Genomic DNA, 23473 nt, shown 5'->3' with positions numbered 1-23473 from the left:
GGCCGGACGAATGACGGACGTCTCCAGCGAGCAGGAGCTACTCGAATTCCTTTATGCGTGTCCGGTCGGGCTGATCGAATGCAACGCCGCGGGCGAGATCGGGCTGATGAACCCGCACGCGATGCAGCATCTGTTGCCACTCGCCGGCGCGAGAGACGCGAGCAACCTGTTCTCGGCATTCGAGCAGCACGCGCCGGAATTGCGGAGCATGGCGGCGACGTTCGAACCCGCCACGGGGAAGATCTGCGACGGGCACCGGATTTTCGTCGAACTCGGACTGGGACGGCAAGGCCTGACGCCGAAGGTGCTGGCGTGCACGCTGGTGAAGCTCGGTCCCGATCGGTTGATGGCCACGCTCGCCGACATCAGCCAGCAGGTCGTGCAGGAAAACCGCCTGCGCCAAGCGGATACCTGGTTTGCCACGTTGCTCGACGACGCCCAAGGCTATGCCGCGCTGACGATCACGCCGAAAGGCGAAATCGCGTCGGCCAATAGCTGCTTCCTGCGTCAGACGGGGCACGCACCGGCCGACGTCACCGGACATAACCTTGCCGATGTGCTGAGCACCGACGTGCCGGGGGACGACATGCGCCTCGACGAACAACTGGTGATCGCCGGTCGCGAGGGATGGCATCTGCAGGAGGGATGGCAGCGACGCGCGGATGGCGAACGCTATTGGTGCCAACGGCTGGTCGTCGCGCGGTCCAGCGCCGATTCCCTGAAACCGCGGCGGTTCTCGGTCGTGCTGCGCGACGTGCCGCGGCGCGAGGCGGCCACGGCGGATCTGCGGCGCCTGCTGACGTGCGATCACCTGACCGGCGCCGCCAACCGACGCCATTTCAGCCAGATGATGGCGAAAGCACAGGGACGCTGGCGCGACCTGCGCGAGCCGCTGTCGCTGATCGCGCTCGACCTGGACCATTTCAAGGCGGTCAACGACAGCCACGGACACTCCGCCGGCGACACGCTGTTGTGCCGGGTGACCGAGGTCTGCACCGCGCTGTTGCCGCCGAGCGGCATATTCGCGCGCCTGGGTGGCGAGGAGTTCGGCGTCCTGCTCCCCCGCCACCGCCTCGAACAGGCCATGGCGCTCGCCGAGCAACTGCGTGCCGAGATCGCGACCGTCGCGGTGGAAACGTCGGGAGGCGTGCTGCAAGTCACGGCCAGTCTCGGCTGCGCGACGCTGGAGGAGGCCGACGGATCGATCGACGCCTTGATCGCGCTGGCGGACAAGCGCCTTTACGCTGCCAAGCGGGCGGGCCGGAACCAGGTGTTCGATATCCGGTCCGACGTGGCGTGAAGATAGGGGGGCTGCGGCGATCCGCGGCGCACCGGATCGCCTGTGCGGTCGTAGCCGCGGAGGTGCGCCGTCTGCGCGATGGCGATGCGGCCCGTCTGCCGGCCCTGGACTGGCCCGAGGATATGCCGATCGGTGACGAGGGCCTGGGACTGGACTCGATCGAACAGCTAGGTGCGCTCGGGGCCTTGGCCGAAACGTTTGGCCTGGATGACGACCGGCTCGGAACCGAACCGCCAGCGCGGGTCGGTGAGTGGATCGACTGGGTCATGGCCGCCCAACACACATCCGATCGCCAGATAATTGTCGCGACGTCGGGATCGACCGGGGCGCCACGCCTTTGCCGTCATGCCGTTGCCGATCTGCTCGACGAAGCCGCCTATATCGCCGCGCGCTTTGCGGATCGACGGCGGGTCGTCGCGATGGTCCCTGCGCACCATCTATACGGCATCATCTGGACCGCGCTGTTGCCGGGCGTGCTGGGCATACCCGTCGTCGTTCGGACGATTGGCGCTGCGCTGGACCTGACGGCGGGCGATATCGTCGTCGCGGTACCGGAGCAGTGGCTGGCCCTGTCGCGGATCGTACGGCGTTTCCCGGACGACGTCGTCGGCGTCAGCTCCGCGGGCGTGCTCGACGATCGCGTCGCGACCGATCTTTCGGCCAAGGGGTTGGCGCGTCTCGTGGACGTCTACGGAGCGTCGGAGACGAGCGCGATCGCGATCCGTGAGATACCGGCATCCACCTACGAGCTCTTGCCTCGCTGGCATCTGGCACCGCGTGACGATGGCGATTGGGACCTCGTCGATAGTCGCGGTGCACGGGTCGACCTGCCCGACAGGATCGACCGAACGGGAGACCGCACGCTACGACCGATCGGGCGGCGCGACGGGGCCGTGCAGGTCGGCGGGCACAATGTCTGGCCGGACCGGGTAGCGCGGATATTGCGCGACACCGACGGCGTGGCGGACGTCGCGGTGCGGCTCCACGCGAACGGCCGGTTGAAAGCCTTCATCGTGCCCGTCGATGGGAGAGACCCCGCCGACCTGTCCGCTACGCTCGATCGCGTGGTCGCCGACAGACTGACGGCTGCCGAGCGGCCGAAGAGTTTGCGCTTCGGGAGCAGCCTGCCGCGGGGAGAGATGGGCAAGCTGACGGACTGGGTTTGAGGGGTAGCGTTCGGCTGGACGCCGTCATCCGCCGACGCTTATCACGCAGGAGCCATGCGGAGCGGAGCGCGAGGACCGTTCGGGCTGGTTCGCGCCGTTGCCCGGACCGTACGAACGAAAAAGGGCGGCCCCGCGGGACCGCCCTTTCGTCTCGTCAAAGCACGCAGGCGTTACGCCGGCACCTTGTCCTTGTTGTACATCGCGGCTGCGGCGCGGAGGATGTCGAGGATCTTCTCCTGCGCCTTGGGCTCGTCGAGTTCTTCCATCGCAGCTAGTTCGCGCGCGAGGCGGCTGGTCGCGCCTTCGAAGATCTGGCGCTCGGAATAGCTCTGCTCGGGCTGGTCGTCGGCACGGAACAGGTCGCGGACCACCTCGGCGATCGACACGAGGTCGCCCGAGTTGATCTTCGCTTCATATTCCTGCGCGCGGCGCGACCACATGGTGCGCTTGACCTTGGGCTTGCCCTTGAGCGTGTCCATCGCCTCGCGCATCGTCTTGTCCGACGACAGCTTGCGCATGCCGACGCTTTCGGCCTTGTTGGTCGGTACGCGGAGCGTCATGCGCTCCTTCTCGAACCGGAGGACGTAGAGTTCCAGTGTCATGCCGGCGATTTCCGAGCGCTGGAGCTCGATCACACGGCCGACCCCGTGCTTTGGATAAACGACGAAATCACCGACATCGAAGGACAGTGCCTTGGCAGCCATTTGGGGCCTTTCCGGATCAGGCCTCGCCGCGACGCCTCGACGAAGGACTCGTCGCAGCTGCATCGGGGGAGGGATAGGTCTAACTCACGCCAGGCGCACGACTATCGTCATCGCGCCCGTCGCGGACCCAATAGCAGCTTTGCAACAAAATTACCAGCCGAACATGGCAGGCGGCTTGCCCCATCGGGGTTTGGCCGCGTCCCGTCAGTCGCCCGCGCCGGGTTCGGGCGAGAAATACTTGTCGAACTTGCCCTCGACACCCTTCATCGCGTCGGCGTCCGGCGGCGTCTGGTTGTCGTTGCGCGTGACGTTGGGCCATTGCGCCGAGAAGGTCGTGTTCAGCTCGAGCCACTGCTCCAGCCCGCTCTCGGTGTCGGGCAGGATCGCTTCGGCGGGGCATTCGGGCTCGCACACGCCGCAGTCGATGCACTCGCTGGGATTGATCACCAGCATGTTCTCGCCTTCGTAGAAGCAGTCGACCGGGCACACTTCCACGCAGTCCATGTACTTGCAGCGGATGCAGGCATCGGTGACGACGTAGGTCATTGCAGAACTCCTGGGCCGGATTCCTTCCCGGCGACGAACGCGCCAGCGACTATGCGCGCAGGCCGGTCGCGTCAATCATAGCTGGGCTTGTGCGAGACGTTATCAGGCTTTGTCGTCCCCTAAATCCTCCCCCGCCCACGCCCCCCGCCGTCATCCTGACGAAAGTCAGGACCCAGGATACCAAAGGACAGCGTTTCATAACTCTGGGTCCTGACTTTCGTCAGGATGACGGGGGGGTGCGGTGCTGTCGTCCACTTCAACGATCGCTAGTGTGGAGATACCTCATTCGGAGGCAGGGTCGCGGATAGTGCCGGCGGGGGTCTGGCCAGCGATCAAGTCCTGGTAACACGCTTGCGCTTCGGGCGCCGGCCCCCGCCGCGCCGGTAGCGCCTCGATCCGAATCACCCGAACCTGGTCGTATGCCGCGAAGGTCAGCACGTTGCCGATCCGTACCGGGCAGTGCGCGCGGTCGATCGGGCGGCCGTCGATGCGGAGATGCCCCTTCTCGGCGATCGCCTGCGCGGCGCTGCGCGTCTTTGCGAGCCGCACGAACCACAGGAACCGATCGATCCGCATCGCGCCTTCAACCATGGCGGACCAGTGCGGCTAGCCCGGCAAAGGCGTTCTGCCGCGACGGGTCGATCGGCGTCGGCGGCGCTGGGCGTGCGGGCGGACGCCCTCGCCAGACCCAGCGCGGCGTGTCCCCCGCCAGCGCCTTGAACCCGAGTTCGGCCATCAACCGCTCCAGCGACGCCGGGTCGACGCCGATCGAGGTCGCCAGCGCCGGATCGGGCGCGAACGGTGTCCGCCCCTGGCGCGAGTCGTGCGCCGCGCGGGCGATCCGCTCGATCAGGTCGACACGGACGGCCTGGAGTCCGAGCGGGCGGAACCCTGCCTCCAGCACCGCACCGTCGCTGCCACGCGCGAGCACGGTCGCGCCGTCACGTGGGGCGGTGATCGTCATGCCACGAGCAGCCGCGAGGATACGCCGCCAGCGCGCCGACTCGGGCTTGAGCAACCGCGCGTCGAACAGGTCGAGCGCGCCGACCGTGATACCGATCTTGCGCAGCCGCTTGCGTTCCTCAGGGTCGATCGCGTCGAGCGCGAGCCGCATCGGCAACCGCGGCAGTATCCCGCCGGCGTCCTCGATCGCGCTGGCGACGGCGCGCAATGCGGGCGTCGCATTCGCATCGCGGCTGATCTCGGCGAGGTGGACCAGCACCGCGATCCGCCTCTTGAGCATGGCGCCGAGCCATAGCGACAGCCGCGCCTCGATCCGATCGCGCGCCGGCTTGTCTAGGCAATCGAGCGAGCGGTCGAGGATCAGTTTCGGCCGGGCGAACGACGGGCCGGCTGCCAGCTTGGCGACCGGGTGACCTGCCCAGACGATCTGCGCCGCATCGCCGAGCGCGATATCCGCATCGGGCGCATCGACCAGCGACTGGCCGCGGCGCGAACGCTCGCCCGTCAGGCGCTTTTCCGCCGCCGCCAGCAATAGGCGCTTGTCGCTGGCGCGCGCGTCCGCCGCGACCGTGAAGCGGAAGCCGTCGAGGCGGCCGATCGGATGATCCTCGACCATCACCTCGCCCTCGGGGCCGATCACCACCGGTAGCGCGGCCGAATCCACACCGATCTGGCGCATCAGCGCGGTCGTGCGCTTGTCGACGAACCGCTGCGTCAGGCTCGCATGCAGCGCGTCCGACAGGCGTTCCTCGAGCGCGGCCGTGCGCGCGGCCCAGAGTGTGGGCTCGGCGAGCCAGTCGGCGCGCTGCGCGATATACGCCCAGATCCGCGTCGCCGCGATCCGTCCGGCGATCACCGGCACGTCGCCCGCCACCGTATCGAGCCGCGCGATCTCGTCGGCGAACCACTGGTGCGGGATGTGCCCCCGCCCCTCGCTCAGATGCCCGAACAGCCGCGACACAAAGCGAGCATGAGGATCGAGGCCGACTTTCCGGAAGTCCGGCACGCCGCACGCCGCCCAGAGCCGCGCGACCATCGATGGATGACGCGCCCGTTCGCGGACCCAGCCCTCTTCCGCCAACCGCTTCAATACGCCGAGATCGAGTGCCTGGGGCGCGGCGCGCAAGACACCCGCGGGGGGACGCGCTTCGAGGCTGGCGATCAGCGCGTCGATGCTCGCGAAGTCGGGCTCGCCCTGCCGCCAGTAGAGGTTCTCGAGACGCGGGAAGCGGTGCTCCTCGATCGCCAGCACTTCCTCGGGCAGGAACGCGCCGGGGCCGTCGTCGGACAGCGCGCCGAACGTGCCGTCGCGCTGGTGACGTCCCGCACGGCCGGCGATCTGCGCCATCTCCGCGACCGTCAGGCGACGCTGGCGCTTGCCGTCGAACTTGTTGAGGCTGGCGAACGCGACGTGTGCGACGTCCATATTGAGACCCATGCCGATCGCGTCGGTGGCGACCAGGTAATCGACCTCGCCGGCTTGGAACATCGCGACCTGCGCGTTGCGCGTGCGGGGTGACAGCGCGCCCATGACAACGGCCGCGCCACCGCGCAGGCGCCGCAGCATCTCGGCGACCGCGTAGACCTCTTCCGCCGAGAACGCGACGATCGCCGAGCGCTTGGGCAACCGGCTGATCTTCTTCGCGCCGGCATAGGTCAGCGTCGAAAAGCGCGGCCGGTTGACGATCTCCGCCTTGGGGACGAGCGCCTTGATCATCGGCCGCAACGCTTCGGAGCCGAGGATCATCGTCTCCTCGCGTCCACGCGAGCGCAACAACCGATCGGTGAAGACGTGTCCGCGTTCCGGGTCCGCGCCGAGCTGCGCTTCGTCGATACCGACGAACGCGACGTCGCGGTCGGGCATCGACTCGGCGGTGCAGAGAAACCAGCGTGCGTCGGGGGGCACGATCTTCTCTTCGCCGGTGACGAGCGCCACCCGGTTCGCGCCCTTGATCGCGACGACGCGGTCGTAAACCTCGCGGGCGAGCAGGCGCAGGGGGAAGCCGATCATGCCGCTCGAGTGCGCGCACATCCGCTCGATCGCGAGGTGCGTCTTGCCCGTGTTGGTCGGGCCGAGAACTGCGGTCACGCCAGCGGAGACATCATCGCTCATGGCTGACAACATCGGGGGTTAAGTGGGCTGGCGCAATGACCTGTGGGGAATTGGGGGGTGTCGACGCGGTGGATTGCCGGGTTCTTTCGCTGTGCCGCCTACCCACAGAGCGGGGGAGCAGGCGCACGCAAAATCTTTCACCACCCCGGCGGAGGCCGGGGCCCAGCTGGGAAGACCCAGGTAACTAAGCGCCGACGTCCATTACGCTCGTCCCCCAACTGGGCCCCGGCCTCCGCCGGGGTGGTTAGACGCCCATCCGCCTCGGCCCTGCCTCGACTTGAGCACGGTCCGCCGTCGGCAGGGCACCCGACAGCACCGGGTTCATTTGACTTTAGCATATCGCCGCCACAACCCGACGCCTGCGCCGGGAAGCGACCGCGCGCGAGATTTTGAACGCGATTTCGGGGCGGGCACGCGTGTATTTGCAGAACGATCAGGCGCTGGAACTGGCGGGCGGCGGCGGGCGCGGCTTTGGTCGCGCGCTCGACCGGCAGCGCGAGGACGCGCCGACACCGGCCCGGTCGCGGATCGACTGGGTGCCCGATCTCGGTGCGCAGATCGGTAGCCGCGACTGGTGGCGCGGGCTCGCGACATGCACCGCGCTCTGCGCCGCGACCGTGATGCTGGCGCCCGGGTTCAAGCCGCTGGTCGGTGCGGTGCCGGCGCCGCTTGCTGGTGCCGAGTGGGAAGAAACGCGGGCGCAGGGCATCGCGCCGCTCGGCCAGGGCGCGACCACCGGGCGGCGGATGGCGGCCAACGATCTCGTCGCGCCGCTCGCCAATGCGCCTGAAAGGCCGACGCTCGAACTTTCCGCGACGCTGGGTCAGGGCGACGCGTTCGACCGGGTTTTGATGCGCGCGGGGGTCGGCCGCACCGATGCCGAAGCGGCCGCGGCGCTGGTCGCGCAGTCGGTCGATCCCAAATCCATCCCAGCCGGCATGCGGATCGCGCTGACGCTCGGGCGCAGACCGGACCGGACGGTCGCACGGCCGTTGGAGCAGCTGGATTTCCGCGCACGGTTCGATCTGGCGCTGTCCTTGACGCGTGGCGCAGGCAGGCTGGTCGTGAACCGCAAGCCGATCGCGGTCGACTCGACGCCGTTGCGCATCCAGGGCCTGGTCGGCTCCAGCCTGTACCGCTCCGCGCGCGCTGCCGGTGTTCCCGGAAAGGCGGTGGAGTCGTTCATCAAGGCGATCTCGACCCGGATGTCGATCGGCCGCGACGTGACCGCGGCGGACAGCTTCGACGTGATCGTCGAGCGCCAGCGTGCCGCGACCGGCGAGACCCAGATCGGCGACCTGGTGTTCGCCGGCATCGACCAGGGGCGCCGCAAGGTGCAGCTCGTCCGTTTCGCCCCCGATGCGGCGAGCGTCGATGCCGATGACGAAGGACACCGCGGGGGCTGGTTCGATGCGAACGGGCAGACCGAACGCCGTGCCGTATCGGGCATGCCGGTCAGCGGCCGGATCACCTCGAATTACGGGATGCGGTTCCACCCGCTGCTCGGCTTCACGCGGATGCACAAGGGGCTCGACATCGGTGCGCCCTACGGCTCGCCGATCCATGCAATGACCGACGGCGTCGTCGCGTTCGCGGGGCGGACGGGCGGCTACGGCAATTTCGTCAAGCTGACGCACGCCCGCGGGATAGCGAGCGGCTACGGCCATATGAGCCGGATCGCAGTGTCGTCCGGCACCCGCGTCCGCGCCGGCCAGGTGATCGGCTATGTCGGCTCGACCGGCATATCGACCGGCCCGCATCTGCACTGGGAAGTGTGGAAGAACGGCGCGACGATCAACCCGCGCTCGGTCTCGTTCGCGAGCGTGGCGGCATTGTCCGGCGAGAAACTCCGCGCGTTCAAGGCGAAGGTAGCGCGATTGCTGGCGGTGCGCGTCGGCGGTTAGGTTCGCGGCCGTCGCTCCACCGAAAACCTTCGCTTGAAGTCGGCCAGTTGGCAGCTAGCATCCGGGACAAGGCCAACAGGCCATCCGAAGTGGAGGAGGATGCGATGATCGCTGCGCTTGTCTTGGCGGCGGCTGCCACGGCGATCTACAGCCCGGCGGGCAAATGGACATTGGACTATCAGCAGGACCTTTGCCAGCTTACCCGACCGTTCGTTGCCGAGTCCGCAAAGATCACGCTCGGCTTTCGGCAGTCACCGGCGGATTTCCAGACCGAGATCGTCGTGCTGTTCGCCGACACGCCCGATGAACAGCTTCGGCGAGGTCTCGTCACGATGAAGGTGGCGGGCTCAGATCGGTCGACGCTCACATTTGGGGTAAGCTTGCGAATTCCGAACGGACGCCAGCGGATGTTGCGGTTCGTGACGACCCGGGAGCAGATCGCCGCGCTCGCCGCCGCGACGGCGGTGACGATCGAGGAGTTCGATCAGCCCCCGATAACCTTCACGCTGGACCGTCCGGGCAAGGCGATCGACGCGCTCGGTGCGTGCGAAATCGACCAGATCAAATCCTGGGGCGTAGATCCGACGCAAATGGCGGTTCCGGCGAAACCGATCGGCGACGTCGTGAAATGGTTCACCTTTCCCCTGGAAGCCGCAATGAACCGTCATGGCGGCGACACCACCGTCCGCTGGATGATCGACACGCAGGGCAAAGTGAACAATTGCATCGTCGTACGATCGAGCGGCAATCCGACTCTGGACGCGGCGGCCTGCAAGCAAATCGCCAAACGCGGACATTATGAGCCCGCGATCGGCAAGGATGGCAAGCCGATGCCATGGGTAGAGACGCGGCAGCTTATCTGGTTACTTGGGTAGCCGACGAGTTCGGTTCGTCACCTGCCCTGCCCCTTCCCCCTTCTTCGGTGGGGAGCAGATGTGGGGTCACTATTTCCCCTGAGCCCGCCAGCGCTGGATGGTGCGGCCGATGATCTGGTCCTCGCCGCCGACGTCGCGCCATAGTTCGGAAAATAGCGGGTCGCCCGAGGCGGGGCGCTTCGATTCCTCCAACCCGTCGAAGCTCACGCGGATCGGGATCGTCACGCCCTCCCCGCAGATGATGCACTCGCGATTGCGCAGCGCTGGGATCGAGTCGAGGAAGCCGCGCGCGCCCTCCGGCATTGCGGCGCGGACGAAGGCCTGATCGCGGTCGTTGTTGAGGCGCATCGCGATGATCGTGCCGCACTGCGACAACACGCCCTCCGCAAGATCGGACGGGCGCTGCGTTATCAGCCCGAAGGACACGCCGTATTTGCGGCCTTCCTTGGCGATCCGACCCAGGATGCGACCGACCGAGCTGTTCGCCTCCTGCCCCGCCGGGATGTAGCGATGCGCTTCCTCGCAAACGAGCAGGATCGGGCGTTGCGGTTCGTTGCGCGACCAGATCGCGAAGTCGAACGTCATCCGCGCCAGCACCGCGACGACGACGGAGGTGATGTCCGACGGCACGCCCGAGACGTCGATGATCGAGATCGGCTTGCCGTCGCCGGGCAGGCGGAAGATGCGCGCGAGGAAGCTCGCCATCGTGTCCGCCACGAGCATGCCCGAGAACATGAAGCCGTAACGCGGATCGGCCTTGATCTCGTCGATCTTGGACTTGAGCCGCAGATAGGGCGCGGTGTCGCCGGCGCGGTCCACCTTGCCCATCTCGGCACTGATGATCGTCGTCAGGTCGCTCAGCATGTAAGGGATCGGCGCATCGACGGTGAGCTTGGCGATCTCCTGCCCGAGGCGGCTTTCGCCCTCGCCGCGAGCAGGCATTTGGCGAGGATGTCGGCATCGAACTGTCGCGCGGAGCCGCTGCTGGTCAGGAAGACCTCGCAATGCTCCTCGAAGTTCATCAGCCAATACGGCATCTGCAGGTTCGAGACGTCGTAGATCGCACCGTTCGATTTGAACGCGGCGGCATATTCGCCGTGCGGATCGATCATCACGATATGCCCTTGCGGCGCAAGCTCGCAGATGCGGTGCAGGATCAGCGCGACGGGAATGTCGTGATAATTGTAAAGATCCGATGACCGCGTTGATCTTGCTGAGAAAACCGGCGCGTTTGGTCGCTGGGAGGCGTTAAACCCTGCGCGCGATCCAGCCTGCCGCCCAGCCCAGGAACACCGACAGCGCGACCGCGACCAGCCCGTAGAGTACCGACGATCGATCCGCGGCGCGCGCGACGAATCGTTCGAAGCCCGATTTGCGGATGTCGATGTCGCGCACGGCGGCGGCCAGCACGCGCCCGTCGCGGATCAGGAACGTCTCCGCGGTGAAGCGGCCAACAGGCACGCGGGCGGGGATCGACACGCGCGCACGATAGAGCACGCCGTCGGTGATCTCGACCGCGCGCGGCGCCTCGTAATACAGGCCAGCGCGGCGCTTGAGGTCGACCAGCCCCTTCTGGAAGCGATCCTGCGTCGGTGCTGGTGCGCTCGACGCGGGCGACAATTGCAGGCTGTCGAGGCCCAGCTCGTAGATCGCGCGCGTCCGGTCGTCGACGAGGCGGTCGATCGGTTTAGACGAGGCGATCGCATAGAAACTGGGGGCGGAGCGGTATCGCAGGCGCGCGGCGTTGACCCAGATGCCGGCAACCTTCTCCTTCTCGCGCATCAGGATCGACTGGGTCGGCCCCTTGACGACGACGACGATGTCGGTGGGTTGCTCGCCGGTCGGCAGGCGCCCGCCGGGATAGAGGATCGCGCCGAACAGCAGCAGCTCGGCGCCGGTGAAGCTGTAGGCGATCTCGATATTGCGCTGGGATACGTCGGGGACGAGCACGGGCTTGGCCTGCGCCATCAGCAGCGGCGCGAGCAGGACCAGCCAGCCCGGCTTCACGACAGCGCGACCGAGAAGATCTCCTCGGGACGCCAGATGAGCCCCAGCAGGATGCGTGTGCCGACCAGCAACACCATGAGCGCGAGCGCGAGGCGGAGGTATTCGGGGCGAAACTTGGTCGCGAACCGCGCGCCGACCTGAGCGCCCACGACCGAGCCGAGCAGGAGCAGAGCCGCCAGTACGATGTCGACGGCCTTGGTGGTGGTCGCGTGGACCATCGTCGCCACTGCGGTCACGAACAGCGTCTGGAACAACGAGGTGCCGACCACGACGGAGGTCGCCATGCCGAGCAGGTAGATCATCGCGGGCACGAGGATGAAGCCGCCGCCGATGCCGAGCAGGATCGTCAGGATACCGGTGAAGAAGCCCAGCAACAGCGGTGCAAGCGGCGAGATATAGAGGCCCGACGCGTAGAAGCGCGTCCTGAGCGGGAGCGCGGCGACGAGCGGGTGATGGCGACGTTTGCGGGCCTTTGGCGGGCGTCCGGTCCGCACGCGGCCGATCGTGCTGATCGATTCCTTGGCCATCAGGCCACCGATCGAGCCCAGCATGAGCACGTAGACGATCGCGATGACGGTATCGATCTGACCGCTCTGCTGGAGCAGCCGGAACAGCCACGCGCCGAAGAACGAGCCGAGGATGCCGCCTGCGACGAGCACCCCGCCCATCTTGGTATCGACACCCTTGCGCCGGAAGTGCGCGAACACGCCCGACACGCTGGCGCCGGTCACCTGGCTTGCGGACGAGGCGGCGGCGACGGTCGGCGGGATGCCGTAGACGATCAGCAGCGGCGTCGTCAGGAAGCCGCCGCCGACGCCGAACATCCCCGACAACAGCCCGACGCCCCCGCCAAGCAGGATGATGACGAGCGCGTTGACCGACAGGTTGGCGACGGGGAGATACAGATCCACGGCCGCAGCGTTACACCGGATTGCGCGGGCGGGGCTAGGCTCGACCGCTCAGAAGTCGCTACCGATCGACAAGGCCGGTCCGGAACCCGGACGCGCGCCGCCGGCGATGCGTTCGCGCCAGTCGAGCGTCAGGCGGATGGTCGTGCTTGCGACGGGTAGCATGGCGACGATCGAGGGGCCGATATCGAAGCGTTCGGCGTCGCGTTGCGCGCTGGCCCATGTGCCTACGCCGATGTCGACCTCTGCCCCCGCAAGCGTCCCGAGCGGATGCGTGAGTCGTGCGGAGGCATCGACGAAGCCTTCGATCCCGTCTCGTGCGATCGCGCCGGCCTGGCCATATGCTTCCAGGCGGATGCCCGATGCGACATCGGTCGGACCATAGCCGGCAATGATGCCCAATGTCGGTCCGCCGCGTCCGCCGTCCAGTGCGAACCGCTGTTCCGCGACGAGGCGGATCGGCAAGCGCGTCGGTTGCCATTCGATCCCGAGCGCCGCCTCCCGTCCGACACCTTCGAGCGGCGTGGCGACTCGTGCCACCAGCGCGAACTTGCGGCGGTTGCCGATGGCATAAGCTAGGCGCAGGCCGCCCTGCGACGCGCCAAGCTGCCCTCCCGACACCGTACCGGCGGGACCGCCGCGCGCGAGTAGCCACGCGCTTCCGCTGAGACGATTCGGCCCTCTGGGGACCAAGGGCGGTGCTACCGGCGACGGGATGGCGTAGGTCTGAAGCGCTGCGACGGCTGGTACATCGGGAAGAGCGAGCGCTACCGAGAGCGGCAGCGTGAGTATTGGTACCTGCCTTGGTCGCGGGTTGGCGACCATCGGCTGCGCGATAGCGACACGTGGCACCGTCATCACCCGCGGCGGGACGGACGATCGCACTAGAGCCGCTGCCGCGACTTTTGGCACGAGCACGTCGATAACGCGCGGGATCATCTCCAACGGTGGAAGCGAGGCGACCTCCGGCAGCAGCAACGCCACGCGTATCATCACCCATCCGCCCAGTGCCAGCGCGAGAAAGCGCAGCGGGCGGCCGACGCTCATCGCGCCGCGGCGGCGAGGCCCGGATGGTTGAGGGCGACGACATCGTCGGACGGAAGGTCGGGAAACTCGTGACGCGTCTTGTCCCAGACCGGCGCGGCACCCCGCAGCATGCCGACATAGACGAACACCGCGCGCGGTGCGGCGATCAGCGAAACGAGGTTGCCGACCAGGAACCGCGGCACCGCCCAGAACGCCTCGCGCACGCCGTAACTGCGCCCGGTAAACACCATCCGGACGCCGAGCCGCCACGCCAGCAACGCGCCATTGGCGAGCAGCAGCCAGAAGGCGATCGGATAGGCACCATTGGCATAAGGCGACGCCAGGTCGGCTCGGCCATGCAGCAGCGACGATGCCAGCCATACCGGCACGGCAAGATAGCCGACCGCGAGGATCACGACTGCCAGCGGCGCGCGTCGATCGCGCATCCGCATCCAGTGGTCGGCGACCGCGCGTGGCTTCCCCCAGCCGGTACGATCCCAGCCCGCGAGTGCGATGCCCGTCATCCAGCGGGTCTTCTGCCGGACCGAACCGCCGAGCGTGCACGGAAAATACGCGCGCACCGCGACCACGGACCCGGCGTCGTCCGCCGCGACTCGGGCGAAGATGCCGCGTGCGCCGAGCTCCGCGAGCCGCAGGCCCAGTTCGTAATCTTCGGTCAGGCTGGTGGCGTCGAACGGATCGCCACCCCGCGCCTGTGCAATGGACGCGAGGACCGCGGGCGCGATGGCACAGCCGGTGCCTGCGAGCGGCATCGCCGCGCCCAAGGCCGTGCGAACGACGATCTGCTTGGCGTGGGATTCGGCAAACTCGTCGGCATAATGCCCCGACACCAGCCGCGAGCCGGCGTGGACCAGCGGCAGGACGGGAAGCTGAACCACGTCATAGCGTTCGATCAAGCTGTCGAACACGCGCAGCTCTTGCGGATGGACGACGTCTTCGGCGTCATGCAGCACGATGGCCTTGGTAGGCTGCCGTCCGGATGCTCGCGCCTGCAGGTCGTCCCGGCATAGGGCGTGCCATATCGTGTTGAGGCAGTCCGCCTTGGTCGTCGGCCCGTCGCGGTGCCCGATCACGAGCCGGATACGCGAATCACGTTCGGCTACCGCGGCGATGGCATCGATCGTTCCCCGGTCATTGGGGTAGGCGCCGACATAGATGCGGTAATCGTCATGCTCGTAGCGATGGAGCGCCGTGGTCAGCATCCCGCCGATGACCGCGACCTCGTCCCATGCGGCGACGAACACCGCGATACACCCGGGAATGCGTGGCAGCGGCAAGCTCGCCACGGTCAGGCGAGGCCGACCGCCGTGTCTGATACGGCGCCCTAGCCGATGGCCGATATAGAGGAGATCGACCAGCAGGTCGTCGACCCCGCCGATCAGCAGCCCGACACCCGCGAAGAGCAGCATCTCGCGTGCGGACGCGTCGATGATCCATAGCGACTCGCCCAAGCCCCACCCCCACGGGCAGCGTACAGCCGGTTACCGCCACAACGGAGATAGTCGGGTCGGAATTGGATGTTTGCCAAACGGCAATCCGGTCTTCGACGAATTTCCCGGACACGCCGAACCATTGCGTCGAACATGCGTTACGACGAAGATCCCTTTCCCCCCTTTCGGGATCGGTGCCGACCATGCCCGGCCCGGCCGCACCGCTGCAATGGCAGCCGGTGCGGCCTAAACCGACACCGGGCTCACCATCGTGACCGACAGGCTATGGCCGATTGCGCCCGCCGCCGCCGGTGTTGCTGCCGCCACCGGCGCCGCCGGCCCCTGCCGCACCGACCGTGCCGATGTTACCGAACAGATCCTGGAAGAACCCACGCTCGCGACCCAGGGTCGGCGTCTTCTTGCCGTACGGCGTGATCGAAGCGACCTGATCCAGGCCGCCGCGACGGACCGCGGTGACGGTGCCCTTCTGGTCGAAGCTGATCTGTAGCGTGATCTGCGCGTTCGGGCGTGGATTGCGGAACGCGAGGTTGCGGCTGTCGCGCGCGAGGTAATACCAGTCGCCCTGGTCGAACTGGCCCGCGAGCGTCGGCTTGCCGAGCGTCTGGAGCACCGACTGACGGTTATCCACGCCCGGCTGGACCGAGTTGACGAGGTCGGTGTCGACGACATAGCCCTGGTGCGAGCGCAACTGAGTGCAGCCCCCGCTGGCCAATGCGGCGACCGCAAGCGCTGCGGCAAGACCCGTACGGGCGGAAAACACGCTCATATAAACTCCCAACCGGGGCACGCGAAAACACGTGACGGGTCCCACGCGATTGCATCGGCCGCCGATCGCCTCGATATGCGAGGATGCGCGGGCAAACAAGCCGAAGCGCGGCTTCGTGTTGAGGACGATAGATTTTGAGCTGGTTGGGAAGACTGCTCGGCGAGAAGCCCGATGAGGCGCTGCCGCTGTATAACGCCGTCGTCGGCCGGGCCCGCACGGAACACTGGTACCGGGAAGGCGCAGTGCCCGACACGGTCGACGGGCGTTTCGACATGATCGCGACGCTGCTGGCGATCGTCATGCTGCGGCTTGAGGCGGAGCCAGCGGGTGGCGAGCCCGCCGCGCGGCTCGCGGAACGGTTCGTCGACGACATGGACGGTCAGCTGCGCGAGATCGGGATTGGCGACATCATCGTCGGCAAGCATATCGGCAAGATGATGAGCATGCTGGGCGGGCGACTCGGGGCGTACCGCGAGGGGCTGGCGGCGGGCGATATCGCGCCGGCTCTGGTGCGGAACCTGTACCGGGGATCGGCGCCGGACGATGCGGCGCTGGCGCATGTCCGCGACTCGGTGACCGCGTTTCATGCCGGGCTGGCTGCGACGCCGCTACCGAATCTGTTATCTGGAGAATTGCCGTGAAGCCCGAGTTCAGCCGCCCCGAACGCCTCGACACGATCGGCGAGCGCGAGCGGATCGTCGAGATCGTCGCCAACGAGGACGAGCGTGCGGTACTGGCGAAGCGGTTCGCGCTGCTGTCGATCACGCGACTCGACGCGCGGTTGGGTATCAAGCGCACTGAGAGCGGCATCGTCGTGAAGGGCCGCGTGACCGGGGCGGCGGTGCAGGCGTGCTCGGTCACCGACGAACCGCTCGATACGCAGATCGACGAGCCGGTCGCGCTGCTGTTCGTCGAGCAGCTGATCGCCGAGGGCGACGAGGTCGAGCTGTCCGACGATGCGCTCGACATGGTGGCGATCCAGGGCGGGACGATCGATCTGGGCGAGGCTGCAGCGGACACTCTGGCGCTGTCGATCGACCCGTTCCCGCGTGGGCCGAATGCGGCAGCCGCGCTGGCGGCGGCGGGGGTGATCAGCGAGGACGAGTTCCGGCCGGCGAATGCGTTTTCGGATTTGAAGGCGAGGATGGCGGGGAAGGGGTGAATCTAGCTCCCCTTCCTGGAAGGGAGGGGTTGGGGGTGGGTTGGCCCGTTGTTCGAAGGCTGGGGTAGCCAATCGGCCGACCCACCCCCGGCCCCTCCCTTCCAGGGGGGGGTGAAGAGCTGGGCTAGCGCCGCGACGGTGTCGGATCGGGCTCCGCCTCCGTCGGGGTGGAGCGCGTTCGAGGGCATATCCCGCCCCCTTGTTCACCCGCGAAGGCGGGTGCCCAGACTGGATTCCCGCCTTCGCGGGGAAACAAGTTTCAGTCCGCGTCGGGGCCCAACGTCGGGTCCAGATCGCGAGGGCGGATGAAGCGGGTCAGACGCGCGGTAGCCGAACCGATGTCTTCCCAACTCCCCGCATCGAACTGAAGCTCCGCAATACTCGCGGTCGGATATTTATCCTCGACCGCATCGCGCAGCGGGTCAGCCCCATCCGCAACCAGCATCAGGACGAGATCCTCCAGCCCGGGATTATGCCCGACCAGCAGCACGCTCTGCGTCTCCGCTGGAAATCCGTGCACCACATCCAGCAACGTCGCCGCCGAAGCCAGATACACGCGCCGGTCCCAGGCAGGCGCGATCGTCCGGCCATAGCCCGATTCGATCTGCTCCAGCGTCTCGGTAACCCGCACCGCCGGCGAGGCGATCGCATGATCGAATGCCAATCCCAGCGACCGCATGTGCCGACCGACCATCGCCGCCGCGCGCTTGCCCTTGGCGTTGAGCGGGCGGTCGAAATCGCGTGCGACCGGGTCGTCCCAGCCGGACTTGGCGTGGCGCAACAGCGTCAACGTCTTCATGGCAATCCTCAAGCGGGTTCGCGGCTTTCATGCCCTACCGCTGCCCGCGAGGAAAGCCGGCTTGCGACTCGGGCCACCGCTTCTTCGAGCGTGACGCGCGCGATCGGCACGCCTGGCGGGAACGCGCTAAGCAGTCGCGACGGCATCGCGGCGGAAAGCATCACGAAAACGCCGGAGTCGTCGGCGCGGCGGATCAGCCGGCCGAATGCCTGCGCGAGCCGTGCGCGGACGAGCCGGTCGTCATACGCCGAACCACCGCCCGCGAGCCGCCGCGCGGCGTGGAGCACCGACGGTTTCGCCCACGGCACACCTTCCATCACCACGAGTCGCAGCGACTCGCCGGGCACGTCGACGCCGTCGCGGAGCGCATCGGTGCCGAGCAGCGACGCGCCCGGGTCGTCGCGGAAAATGTCGACCAGCGTGCCCGTGTCGATCGGATCGACGTGCTGTGCGTGGAGCGGCAGACCTTCGCGCGCGAGTCGATCGGCGATGCGGCCATGCACGCCGCGCAGTCGCCGGATCGCGGTGAACAGCCCGAGCGTGCCGCCTCGGCTGGCGACGATCAGTTGCGCATAGGCGTTGGCGAGCGCGCCGATATCACCGCGCTTCACGTCGGTGACGATCAGGACTTCGGCCTGGCGGGTGTAGTCGAACGGGCTCTTCGCCTCGAACCGGGCGGCGGGTCGCAGGAGATGCGGCGCACCGGTGCGGGCTTCGGCTACTTCCCAGTCGCCGCCGCCGGTGAGCGTGGCCGAGGTGACGAGCGCGCCGTGGGCGGGCTTCAGGACGATTTCGGCGAACGGCCGCGTCGGATCGAGCCAGTGGCGGTGGAGGCCGATGTCGAACTCGCGGCCCTCGATCCGATCGACCGCGAGCCAGTCGACGAAATCGCCATCGACCGGTCCGCCGACGCGCGCGAGCAGCGACAGCCACGACGCCACCGTCTCCGCGCGCCAGCCGATCGAGGCGATCGCGCCTTCGACTCGGGCTCGGGCGGGCGCGTCCATCCAGTCGGGGGCTTCGGCGAGCACAGCTTCCAGGCGGCGGCCGAGGGTGACGAGCGGACGGACGAGTGCGTCGAGGGCGGCGGCGGCGGGTGCGGCGGCCTCGATCAGCGTGGCGTCGGGTTCGGCGAGTTCGGTCTCCAGGCCATAGCCCGCGTCGCCCGGTTGCTCGGCCCGCGCGTAGGTGAGCCCGCGGACGGCAGCGAGGAGCGTCTCGATCGGCCCGAACGGCGCGCCTTCGCCGAGGCGTTGCAGCCAGCCGTCGGCCGCCAGCGCCCCCGCGGCGGTCACCGCGTCGGAAATCGCCCGCGCGCCCTGTTCGTCGTAGCTGGCGAGATCGGACAGGCGTGCGGCCAGCCCTCGCCTGCGACCGCGACCGCTCGATTCGGGGCCGAGGATCCAGCGGCGCAGTTCGATTGTCTCGGCGCCGGTCAGCGCGGTCGCGAACATCGAATCGGCAGCGTCGAAGATGTGATGGCCCTCGTCGAACACGTACCGCGTCGGTCGCGTGGCGAGTTCGCGCCCTCGTGCTGCATTCACCATCACCAGTGCGTGGTTGGCGATGACGATGTCGGCGTCGGACGAGGCGCGGGCGGCGCGCTCAATGAAGCATTTTCGGTAGTGCGGGCAGCCGGCGTACACGCACTCGCCGCGCCGGTCGGTCAGCGCGGTCGAGCCGTTGCGGCGGAACAGGGTTGGTAGCCAGCCGGGGAGGTCGCCGCCGACCATGTCGCCGTCCGCGCTGTACGCGGCCCAGCGCGCGACGAGGTGCGCGAGGATCGCCGCGCGGCCTGCGAACCCGCCTTGGAGGGCGTCCTCGAGGTTGAGCAGGCACAGGTAATTCTCGCGGCCCTTGCGCGTGACAACTTTGGCTTTGCGGATCGCGGCGTCGGGATAGAGGCGCGCGGTTTCCTGGCCGAGCTGGCGTTGCAGCGTCTTGGTGTAGGTCGAGATCCACACCGCGCCGCCTGCCTTCTCCGCCCAGAGCGAGGCTGGGGCGAGGTAGCCGAGCGTCTTGCCGATCCCGGTACCGGCTTCGGCGAGGACGAGATTGGGCGTGTCGCGCATCGCCCGCGGCGCGAACGCGGCGGTGGCGGCGCCGGCATAGGCGCGCTGGCCGGGGCGTTCCTCCGCACCGTGGCCGGTGAGGTCGACGAGCCGCGCCTCGGCATCGCCCGGCTCGATCGTCACGGTACGCGGGGCGGGTCGTGGCGCGTGCTCCTCCCATTCGGGGAGCGACGAGAACAGCCAGCGTTCGTTGACGGACGGTTTCTTCAGCCGCTCGGCGACGACGGGCGCCCAGGGCCAGCGCAGGCGGAACAGCGATTGCGCCGCGGTCCATGCACCTTCGCGCTCGGGCCAGTCCGTATCGGTGAGCGCCAGCATCGCTTCCGCCGCACGCAGCAGGAACGGCGCGACCTCGGCATCCTCGCTCGGCACGTCCAGGCCAGTAACTCGCGCGATCCCCTTGGGTGTCGGCACCGCGAATTGGGCGGGGCGGAGGAATGCGTAGAGTTCGAGCAGGTCGAGCCCCGACAGATCGGGATAGCCGAGGCGCTGCCCGACGAGCGGCGCGTTGAGCATGATGACCGGCGTGTCGGCGGCGATCCGGATCGCCTCGCCTCGCCCGATCGGCCGCGCCCCGTCCGCATTCGCGATCCAGATGCCGGCGTGGCTGGCGTGGAGGGCAGGATAGCGAAGCACCGCGCGACCTTGCGGGACGGGGAACGAAAGGGCAACCTTTTGCTGCTTGTTCTCCCCCGAAGATGGGACCCAGTCTGGACCCCTGCCTTCGCGGGGAAACATGCTGTGGTTTCAGCCTGCAGCGCTGCACCACCTAAAATCGTGCAGACCGCCCTCGCCCGGCAAACTCATCCACGTCGGCCGTTACGCAACCGGCACGGTCCACGTGCGTTGCTGCTCCTTCGATACCGAACTTTACCTACATCAACAGGGACGATCATCATGCGGAAGTTTCTCATGGCGTTGAGCGCGCTCTCGCTCGCAATCCCGGCCGCCACCGTGATCCCCACGGGCAAGGCCGAGGCACGTTCGAAGCGTGAGTATCGCGGGCATGACCGTCGCTACCGCGCAAAGCGTTGCCGTCATTCGAGCGGCACGACCGGCTTGGTCGCAGGCGGCGTCGGCGGCGCGGTGCTTGGTAATGCGGTTGGCGGCGGCTTGCTTGGCACGCTGGCCGGCGGTGCAGCGGGCGCGCTTGGGGGCCGCGCGGTCGACCGGACGATCACCGCGAAGGATCGTTGCCGCTGATAGGCACACGCGGCAGTGGGGGTGACGGAGACGAATGCACGCGCTAGTCGCGATGCATTATGACCGATGACCTCCGCCCCCCTGCTCTCGAAGCAGCCGCCCTCGAGTCCAAAGCTTGGCCGTACGAGGAGGCGCGCAAACTCCTCAAGCGGTATCCGAACGGCAAGTCGGGCGACCCGGTGCTGTTCGAGACGGGCTACGGACCGTCGGGCCTGCCGCATATCGGCACGTTCAACGAGGTGTTGCGCACGACGATGGTGCGCAACGCCTTCCATGCGCTGAGCGACACGCCGACGCGACTGATCGCGTTTTCGGACGACATGGACGGCTTGCGGAAAGTGCCGGACAACGTTCCGAACGGCGACATGCTACGCGAGCATCTCGGCAAGCCGCTGACGCAGATTCCCGATCCGTTCGGGACGCATTCGAGCTTCGCCGCACACAACAACGCGATTTTGCGCGAATTCCTCGATCGCTATGGCTTCGACTACGAGTTCGCGTCGTCGACCGAATATTACACGAGCGGGCGGTTCGACGAGGCGTTGAAGGGTGTACTTCGTCACTTCCAGGGCATCCAGGACGTGATGCTGCCGACGCTGCGGGCCGAACGCCGCGCGACCTATTCGCCGGTGCTGCCGATCTCGCCGACCAGCGGCATCGTGCTCCAGGTGCCGATCGAAGTGATCGATGCCGAGGCTGGGCTGATCGCCTTCGAAGACGAGGGCCAGCGTATCACGCAGTCCGTTCTGGGCGGCAAGGCCAAGCTCCAGTGGAAGGTCGACTGGGCGATGCGCTGGGTCGCGCTCGGCGTCGACTACGAGATGGCGGGCAAGGACTTGATCGATTCGGTCACCCAGTCGTCGAAGATCGCGCGCGTGCTCGGCGGGCGGCCGCCCGAAGGGTTCAATTACGAGATGTTCCTCGACGAGAATGGCGAGAAGATCTCGAAGTCGAAGGGCAATGGGCTGAGCCTCGAACAGTGGCTGACCTATGGCCCGGAGGAATCGCTGGCCTTCTACGCCTATCGCGAGCCGAAGAAGGCGAAGTCGCTGCACATGGGCGTGATCCCGCGCGCGGTGGACGAATATTGGCAGTTCCGCGGCAATTATGCGGGCCAGGATCTGAAGCAGAAGCTCGGCAATCCTGTGCACCACATCCACGACGGCAAGCTGCCGACGGGCGAACTGCCGGTGACCTTCGGACTGCTGCTCAACCTCGTCGGGGTGATGGGCGATGCGAGCAAGGAGCAGGTCTGGGGCTATCTCGCCAACTACGTGCCCGATGCGTCGGCCGAGAAATACCCGGAGCTCGACCGGCTGATCGGCTATGCGCTGGCCTATAGCCGCGATTTCGTCGCGCCGACGCTGAAGCGGCGCGCGCCCGAGGGTGTCGAGGTCGCGGCGCTGGAGCGGCTGGATGCGGAACTCGCAGCCTTGCCGGCGGAGGCGAGCGCGGAGGATATCCAGAACATCGTCTATGAGATCGGCAAGACCGGCGGGTTCGAGAACCTGCGCGACTGGTTCAAGGCGCTGTACGAGACGTTGCTGGGGTCCGAACAGGGCCCGAGGATGGGGAGCTTCATCGCGCTGTACGGGGTGGAGAACTCGCGGAAACTGATTGCGGAAGCGTTGGCGCGCTAAGGCCGTACCCTGAAAGAGATATCCACCCCGGCGCAGGCCGGGGCGCAGTTAGGGGACGTGCATAACGGGATGCAGCGTGTCGTTACCGCGACCTTTCCAACTGGGCCCCGGCCTCCGCCGGGGTGGTACTTTGAGTATGCAACTTCACGCCCGAACTCGACACATAGTACAGAACATATTAGCAACGCGTCCGCTTCCCCCGATTCGGAAACCGGCATGTTCCATCGACCGATCGCCCGTCACCGCCTGTTCTTCGCGATCCGCCCGCCGCTCCCGCTCGCGCGCCAGATTACCGCCGCAGCGTCGTGGTTCGGGACCGACGGCGACAAACGCCGCCCCGAGCATCTCCACGTCACGATCGACATCCTCGACGACCAAGACCGTGTATCGACAGCGTTGGAGCGCGACCTGAAGGCAATCGGCGATGCGGTCGAGGAGGCGCCGTTTGTGCTTCAATTCGATACCGTCGTCGGCAGCGAGCGATCCATCGCGCTGCGTCCGCGCCACAAGAATGTCTCGCTCGCCGCGCTGCATCAGCGGATCGCGGTGGCACGCGAGTCGGCAGGGTTGCGCGCCCGCGAAGGCTATCGGTTCAGTCCGCACATGACGCTCGGCTACCGCGAGAGCGCGCCGTTCACGCAAGCCATCGCGCCGATCGGCTGGACCGCGGATGCGTTCGTGCTGGTCCATAGCCATGTCGGCCGGACGCGCCACGACGTGATCGGGCGCTGGCTGCTGGACGGCGACGACGATCGGCAACTCGCGCTGTTCTGAGCCTTCGAATTTGCCGAACGCGCGCGACCCGGTAGGACCCGCAAGGCGATCGGTCGGTTCTTCCCCCGTGACC

General features: G+C 67.5%; 20 protein-coding genes and 1 pseudogene. 9 read left to right on the top strand and 12 right to left on the bottom strand.

The window, feature by feature from the left end; genetic code table 11:
* Nucleotides 1-10 precede the first annotated feature (10 nt).
* Complete coding sequence (locus QFZ54_RS14320) at nt 11-1300, top strand: GGDEF domain-containing protein (protein WP_307088150.1); 1290 nt, start codon at nt 11-13, stop codon at nt 1298-1300.
* Entirely contained in the window at nt 1297-2466 is a 1170-nt protein-coding gene (locus tag QFZ54_RS14315) for an AMP-binding protein (RefSeq protein WP_307088148.1), read from the top strand. The genes QFZ54_RS14320 and QFZ54_RS14315 overlap by 4 nt, the downstream gene beginning before the upstream one ends.
* 170 nt (nt 2467-2636) lie before the next feature.
* Here the strand turns inward: QFZ54_RS14315 and QFZ54_RS14310 are convergent, their stop codons facing one another.
* The 4 genes from QFZ54_RS14310 to QFZ54_RS14295 all read right to left on the bottom strand — a co-directional run bounded on the left by QFZ54_RS14310 (nt 2637) and on the right by QFZ54_RS14295 (nt 6792).
* A complete protein-coding gene (locus tag QFZ54_RS14310) occupies nt 2637-3170 on the bottom strand; it encodes a CarD family transcriptional regulator (RefSeq protein WP_307088146.1) in 534 nt (177 codons plus the stop codon).
* Between the two features lie 204 nt (nt 3171-3374).
* Nucleotides 3375-3716: a ferredoxin FdxA gene (fdxA, locus tag QFZ54_RS14305; protein WP_031393648.1), complete on the bottom strand. Its 342-nt coding sequence runs from the start codon at nt 3714-3716 to the stop codon at nt 3375-3377.
* Between the two features lie 282 nt (nt 3717-3998).
* Nucleotides 3999-4292, bottom strand: a complete 294-nt coding sequence (locus QFZ54_RS14300; protein WP_307088142.1) for an RNA-binding S4 domain-containing protein — start codon at nt 4290-4292, stop codon at nt 3999-4001.
* 7 nt (nt 4293-4299) lie between these two features.
* Nucleotides 4300-6792 carry a helicase-related protein gene (locus QFZ54_RS14295; protein WP_307088139.1) on the bottom strand — a complete coding sequence of 831 codons (2493 nt, stop codon included), beginning with the start codon at nt 6790-6792 and terminating at the stop codon, nt 4300-4302.
* Nucleotides 6793-7208: 416 nt separating this feature from the next.
* Between QFZ54_RS14295 and QFZ54_RS14290 the strand changes: the two genes are divergently transcribed.
* Nucleotides 7209-8696: a M23 family metallopeptidase gene (locus tag QFZ54_RS14290; protein ID WP_373458600.1), complete on the top strand. Its 1488-nt coding sequence runs from the start codon at nt 7209-7211 to the stop codon at nt 8694-8696.
* A 104-nt stretch (nt 8697-8800) separates the two neighbouring features.
* Nucleotides 8801-9571, top strand: coding sequence for an energy transducer TonB (locus QFZ54_RS14285; RefSeq protein ID WP_307088135.1), 771 nt, complete (start codon nt 8801-8803; stop codon nt 9569-9571).
* Nucleotides 9572-9640: 69 nt separating this feature from the next.
* Here QFZ54_RS14285 and QFZ54_RS14280 read toward each other — a convergent pair.
* The 6 genes and pseudogenes from QFZ54_RS14280 to QFZ54_RS14255 all read right to left on the bottom strand — a co-directional run.
* Nucleotides 9641-10734 (bottom strand): annotated as a pseudogene (locus QFZ54_RS14280) (ATP-binding protein); the annotation flags it as partial.
* A gap of 85 nt (nt 10735-10819) precedes the next feature.
* Nucleotides 10820-11539: a TIGR02186 family protein gene (locus QFZ54_RS14275; RefSeq protein ID WP_307089478.1), complete on the bottom strand. Its 720-nt coding sequence runs from the start codon at nt 11537-11539 to the stop codon at nt 10820-10822.
* 35 nt (nt 11540-11574) lie between these two features.
* Complete coding sequence (locus tag QFZ54_RS14270; protein ID WP_307088133.1) at nt 11575-12489, bottom strand: sulfite exporter TauE/SafE family protein; 915 nt, start codon at nt 12487-12489, stop codon at nt 11575-11577.
* 48 nt (nt 12490-12537) lie between these two features.
* Nucleotides 12538-13533: a hypothetical protein gene (locus tag QFZ54_RS14265; protein WP_307088131.1), complete on the bottom strand. Its 996-nt coding sequence runs from the start codon at nt 13531-13533 to the stop codon at nt 12538-12540.
* Complete coding sequence (locus tag QFZ54_RS14260; protein WP_307088130.1) at nt 13530-14984, bottom strand: glycosyl transferase family protein; 1455 nt, start codon at nt 14982-14984, stop codon at nt 13530-13532. The genes QFZ54_RS14265 and QFZ54_RS14260 overlap by 4 nt, the downstream gene beginning before the upstream one ends.
* A gap of 262 nt (nt 14985-15246) precedes the next feature.
* On the bottom strand, nt 15247-15750 hold the full coding sequence (locus QFZ54_RS14255) for an outer membrane protein assembly factor BamE (protein WP_307088129.1): 504 nt from the start codon (nt 15748-15750) through the stop codon (nt 15247-15249).
* Nucleotides 15751-15884: 134 nt separating this feature from the next.
* Between QFZ54_RS14255 and QFZ54_RS14250 the strand changes: the two genes are divergently transcribed.
* Both QFZ54_RS14250 and QFZ54_RS14245 read left to right on the top strand, forming a co-directional pair.
* The gene (locus tag QFZ54_RS14250; RefSeq protein WP_307088127.1) at nt 15885-16391 is read left to right on the top strand and encodes a ubiquinol-cytochrome C chaperone family protein; all 507 of its coding nucleotides are present in this window, start codon (nt 15885-15887) and stop codon (nt 16389-16391) included.
* Nucleotides 16388-16912, top strand: a complete 525-nt coding sequence (locus QFZ54_RS14245; RefSeq protein WP_307088124.1) for a YceD family protein — start codon at nt 16388-16390, stop codon at nt 16910-16912. The genes QFZ54_RS14250 and QFZ54_RS14245 overlap by 4 nt, the downstream gene beginning before the upstream one ends.
* A gap of 259 nt (nt 16913-17171) precedes the next feature.
* Here QFZ54_RS14245 and QFZ54_RS14240 read toward each other — a convergent pair whose 3' ends face one another.
* Together QFZ54_RS14240 and QFZ54_RS14235 are read right to left on the bottom strand one after the other, a co-directional pair.
* Complete coding sequence (locus QFZ54_RS14240) at nt 17172-17711, bottom strand: SixA phosphatase family protein (RefSeq protein WP_307088122.1); 540 nt, start codon at nt 17709-17711, stop codon at nt 17172-17174.
* A gap of 8 nt (nt 17712-17719) precedes the next feature.
* Nucleotides 17720-20419 carry an ATP-dependent DNA helicase gene (locus QFZ54_RS14235; protein WP_307088121.1) on the bottom strand — a complete coding sequence of 900 codons (2700 nt, stop codon included), beginning with the start codon at nt 20417-20419 and terminating at the stop codon, nt 17720-17722.
* 261 nt (nt 20420-20680) lie between these two features.
* Between QFZ54_RS14235 and QFZ54_RS14230 the strand changes: the two genes are divergently transcribed.
* From QFZ54_RS14230 to QFZ54_RS14220, 3 genes are all read left to right on the top strand, one after another.
* On the top strand, nt 20681-20986 hold the full coding sequence (locus QFZ54_RS14230) for a hypothetical protein (RefSeq protein ID WP_307088118.1): 306 nt from the start codon (nt 20681-20683) through the stop codon (nt 20984-20986).
* A gap of 59 nt (nt 20987-21045) precedes the next feature.
* A complete protein-coding gene (locus tag QFZ54_RS14225; RefSeq protein WP_307088116.1) occupies nt 21046-22626 on the top strand; it encodes a lysine--tRNA ligase in 1581 nt (526 codons plus the stop codon).
* A gap of 216 nt (nt 22627-22842) precedes the next feature.
* A complete protein-coding gene (locus QFZ54_RS14220; RefSeq protein WP_307088114.1) occupies nt 22843-23400 on the top strand; it encodes a 2'-5' RNA ligase family protein in 558 nt (185 codons plus the stop codon).
* The last annotated feature ends 73 nt before the right edge of the window (nt 23401-23473 follow it).

This window comes from Sphingomonas faeni (genome assembly GCF_030817315.1).
GTDB lineage: Bacteria > Pseudomonadota > Alphaproteobacteria > Sphingomonadales > Sphingomonadaceae > Sphingomonas > Sphingomonas faeni_C.
The sequence above is the reverse complement of the archived record's forward strand: the minus strand, read 5'-3'. Positions and strand labels throughout refer to the sequence as shown.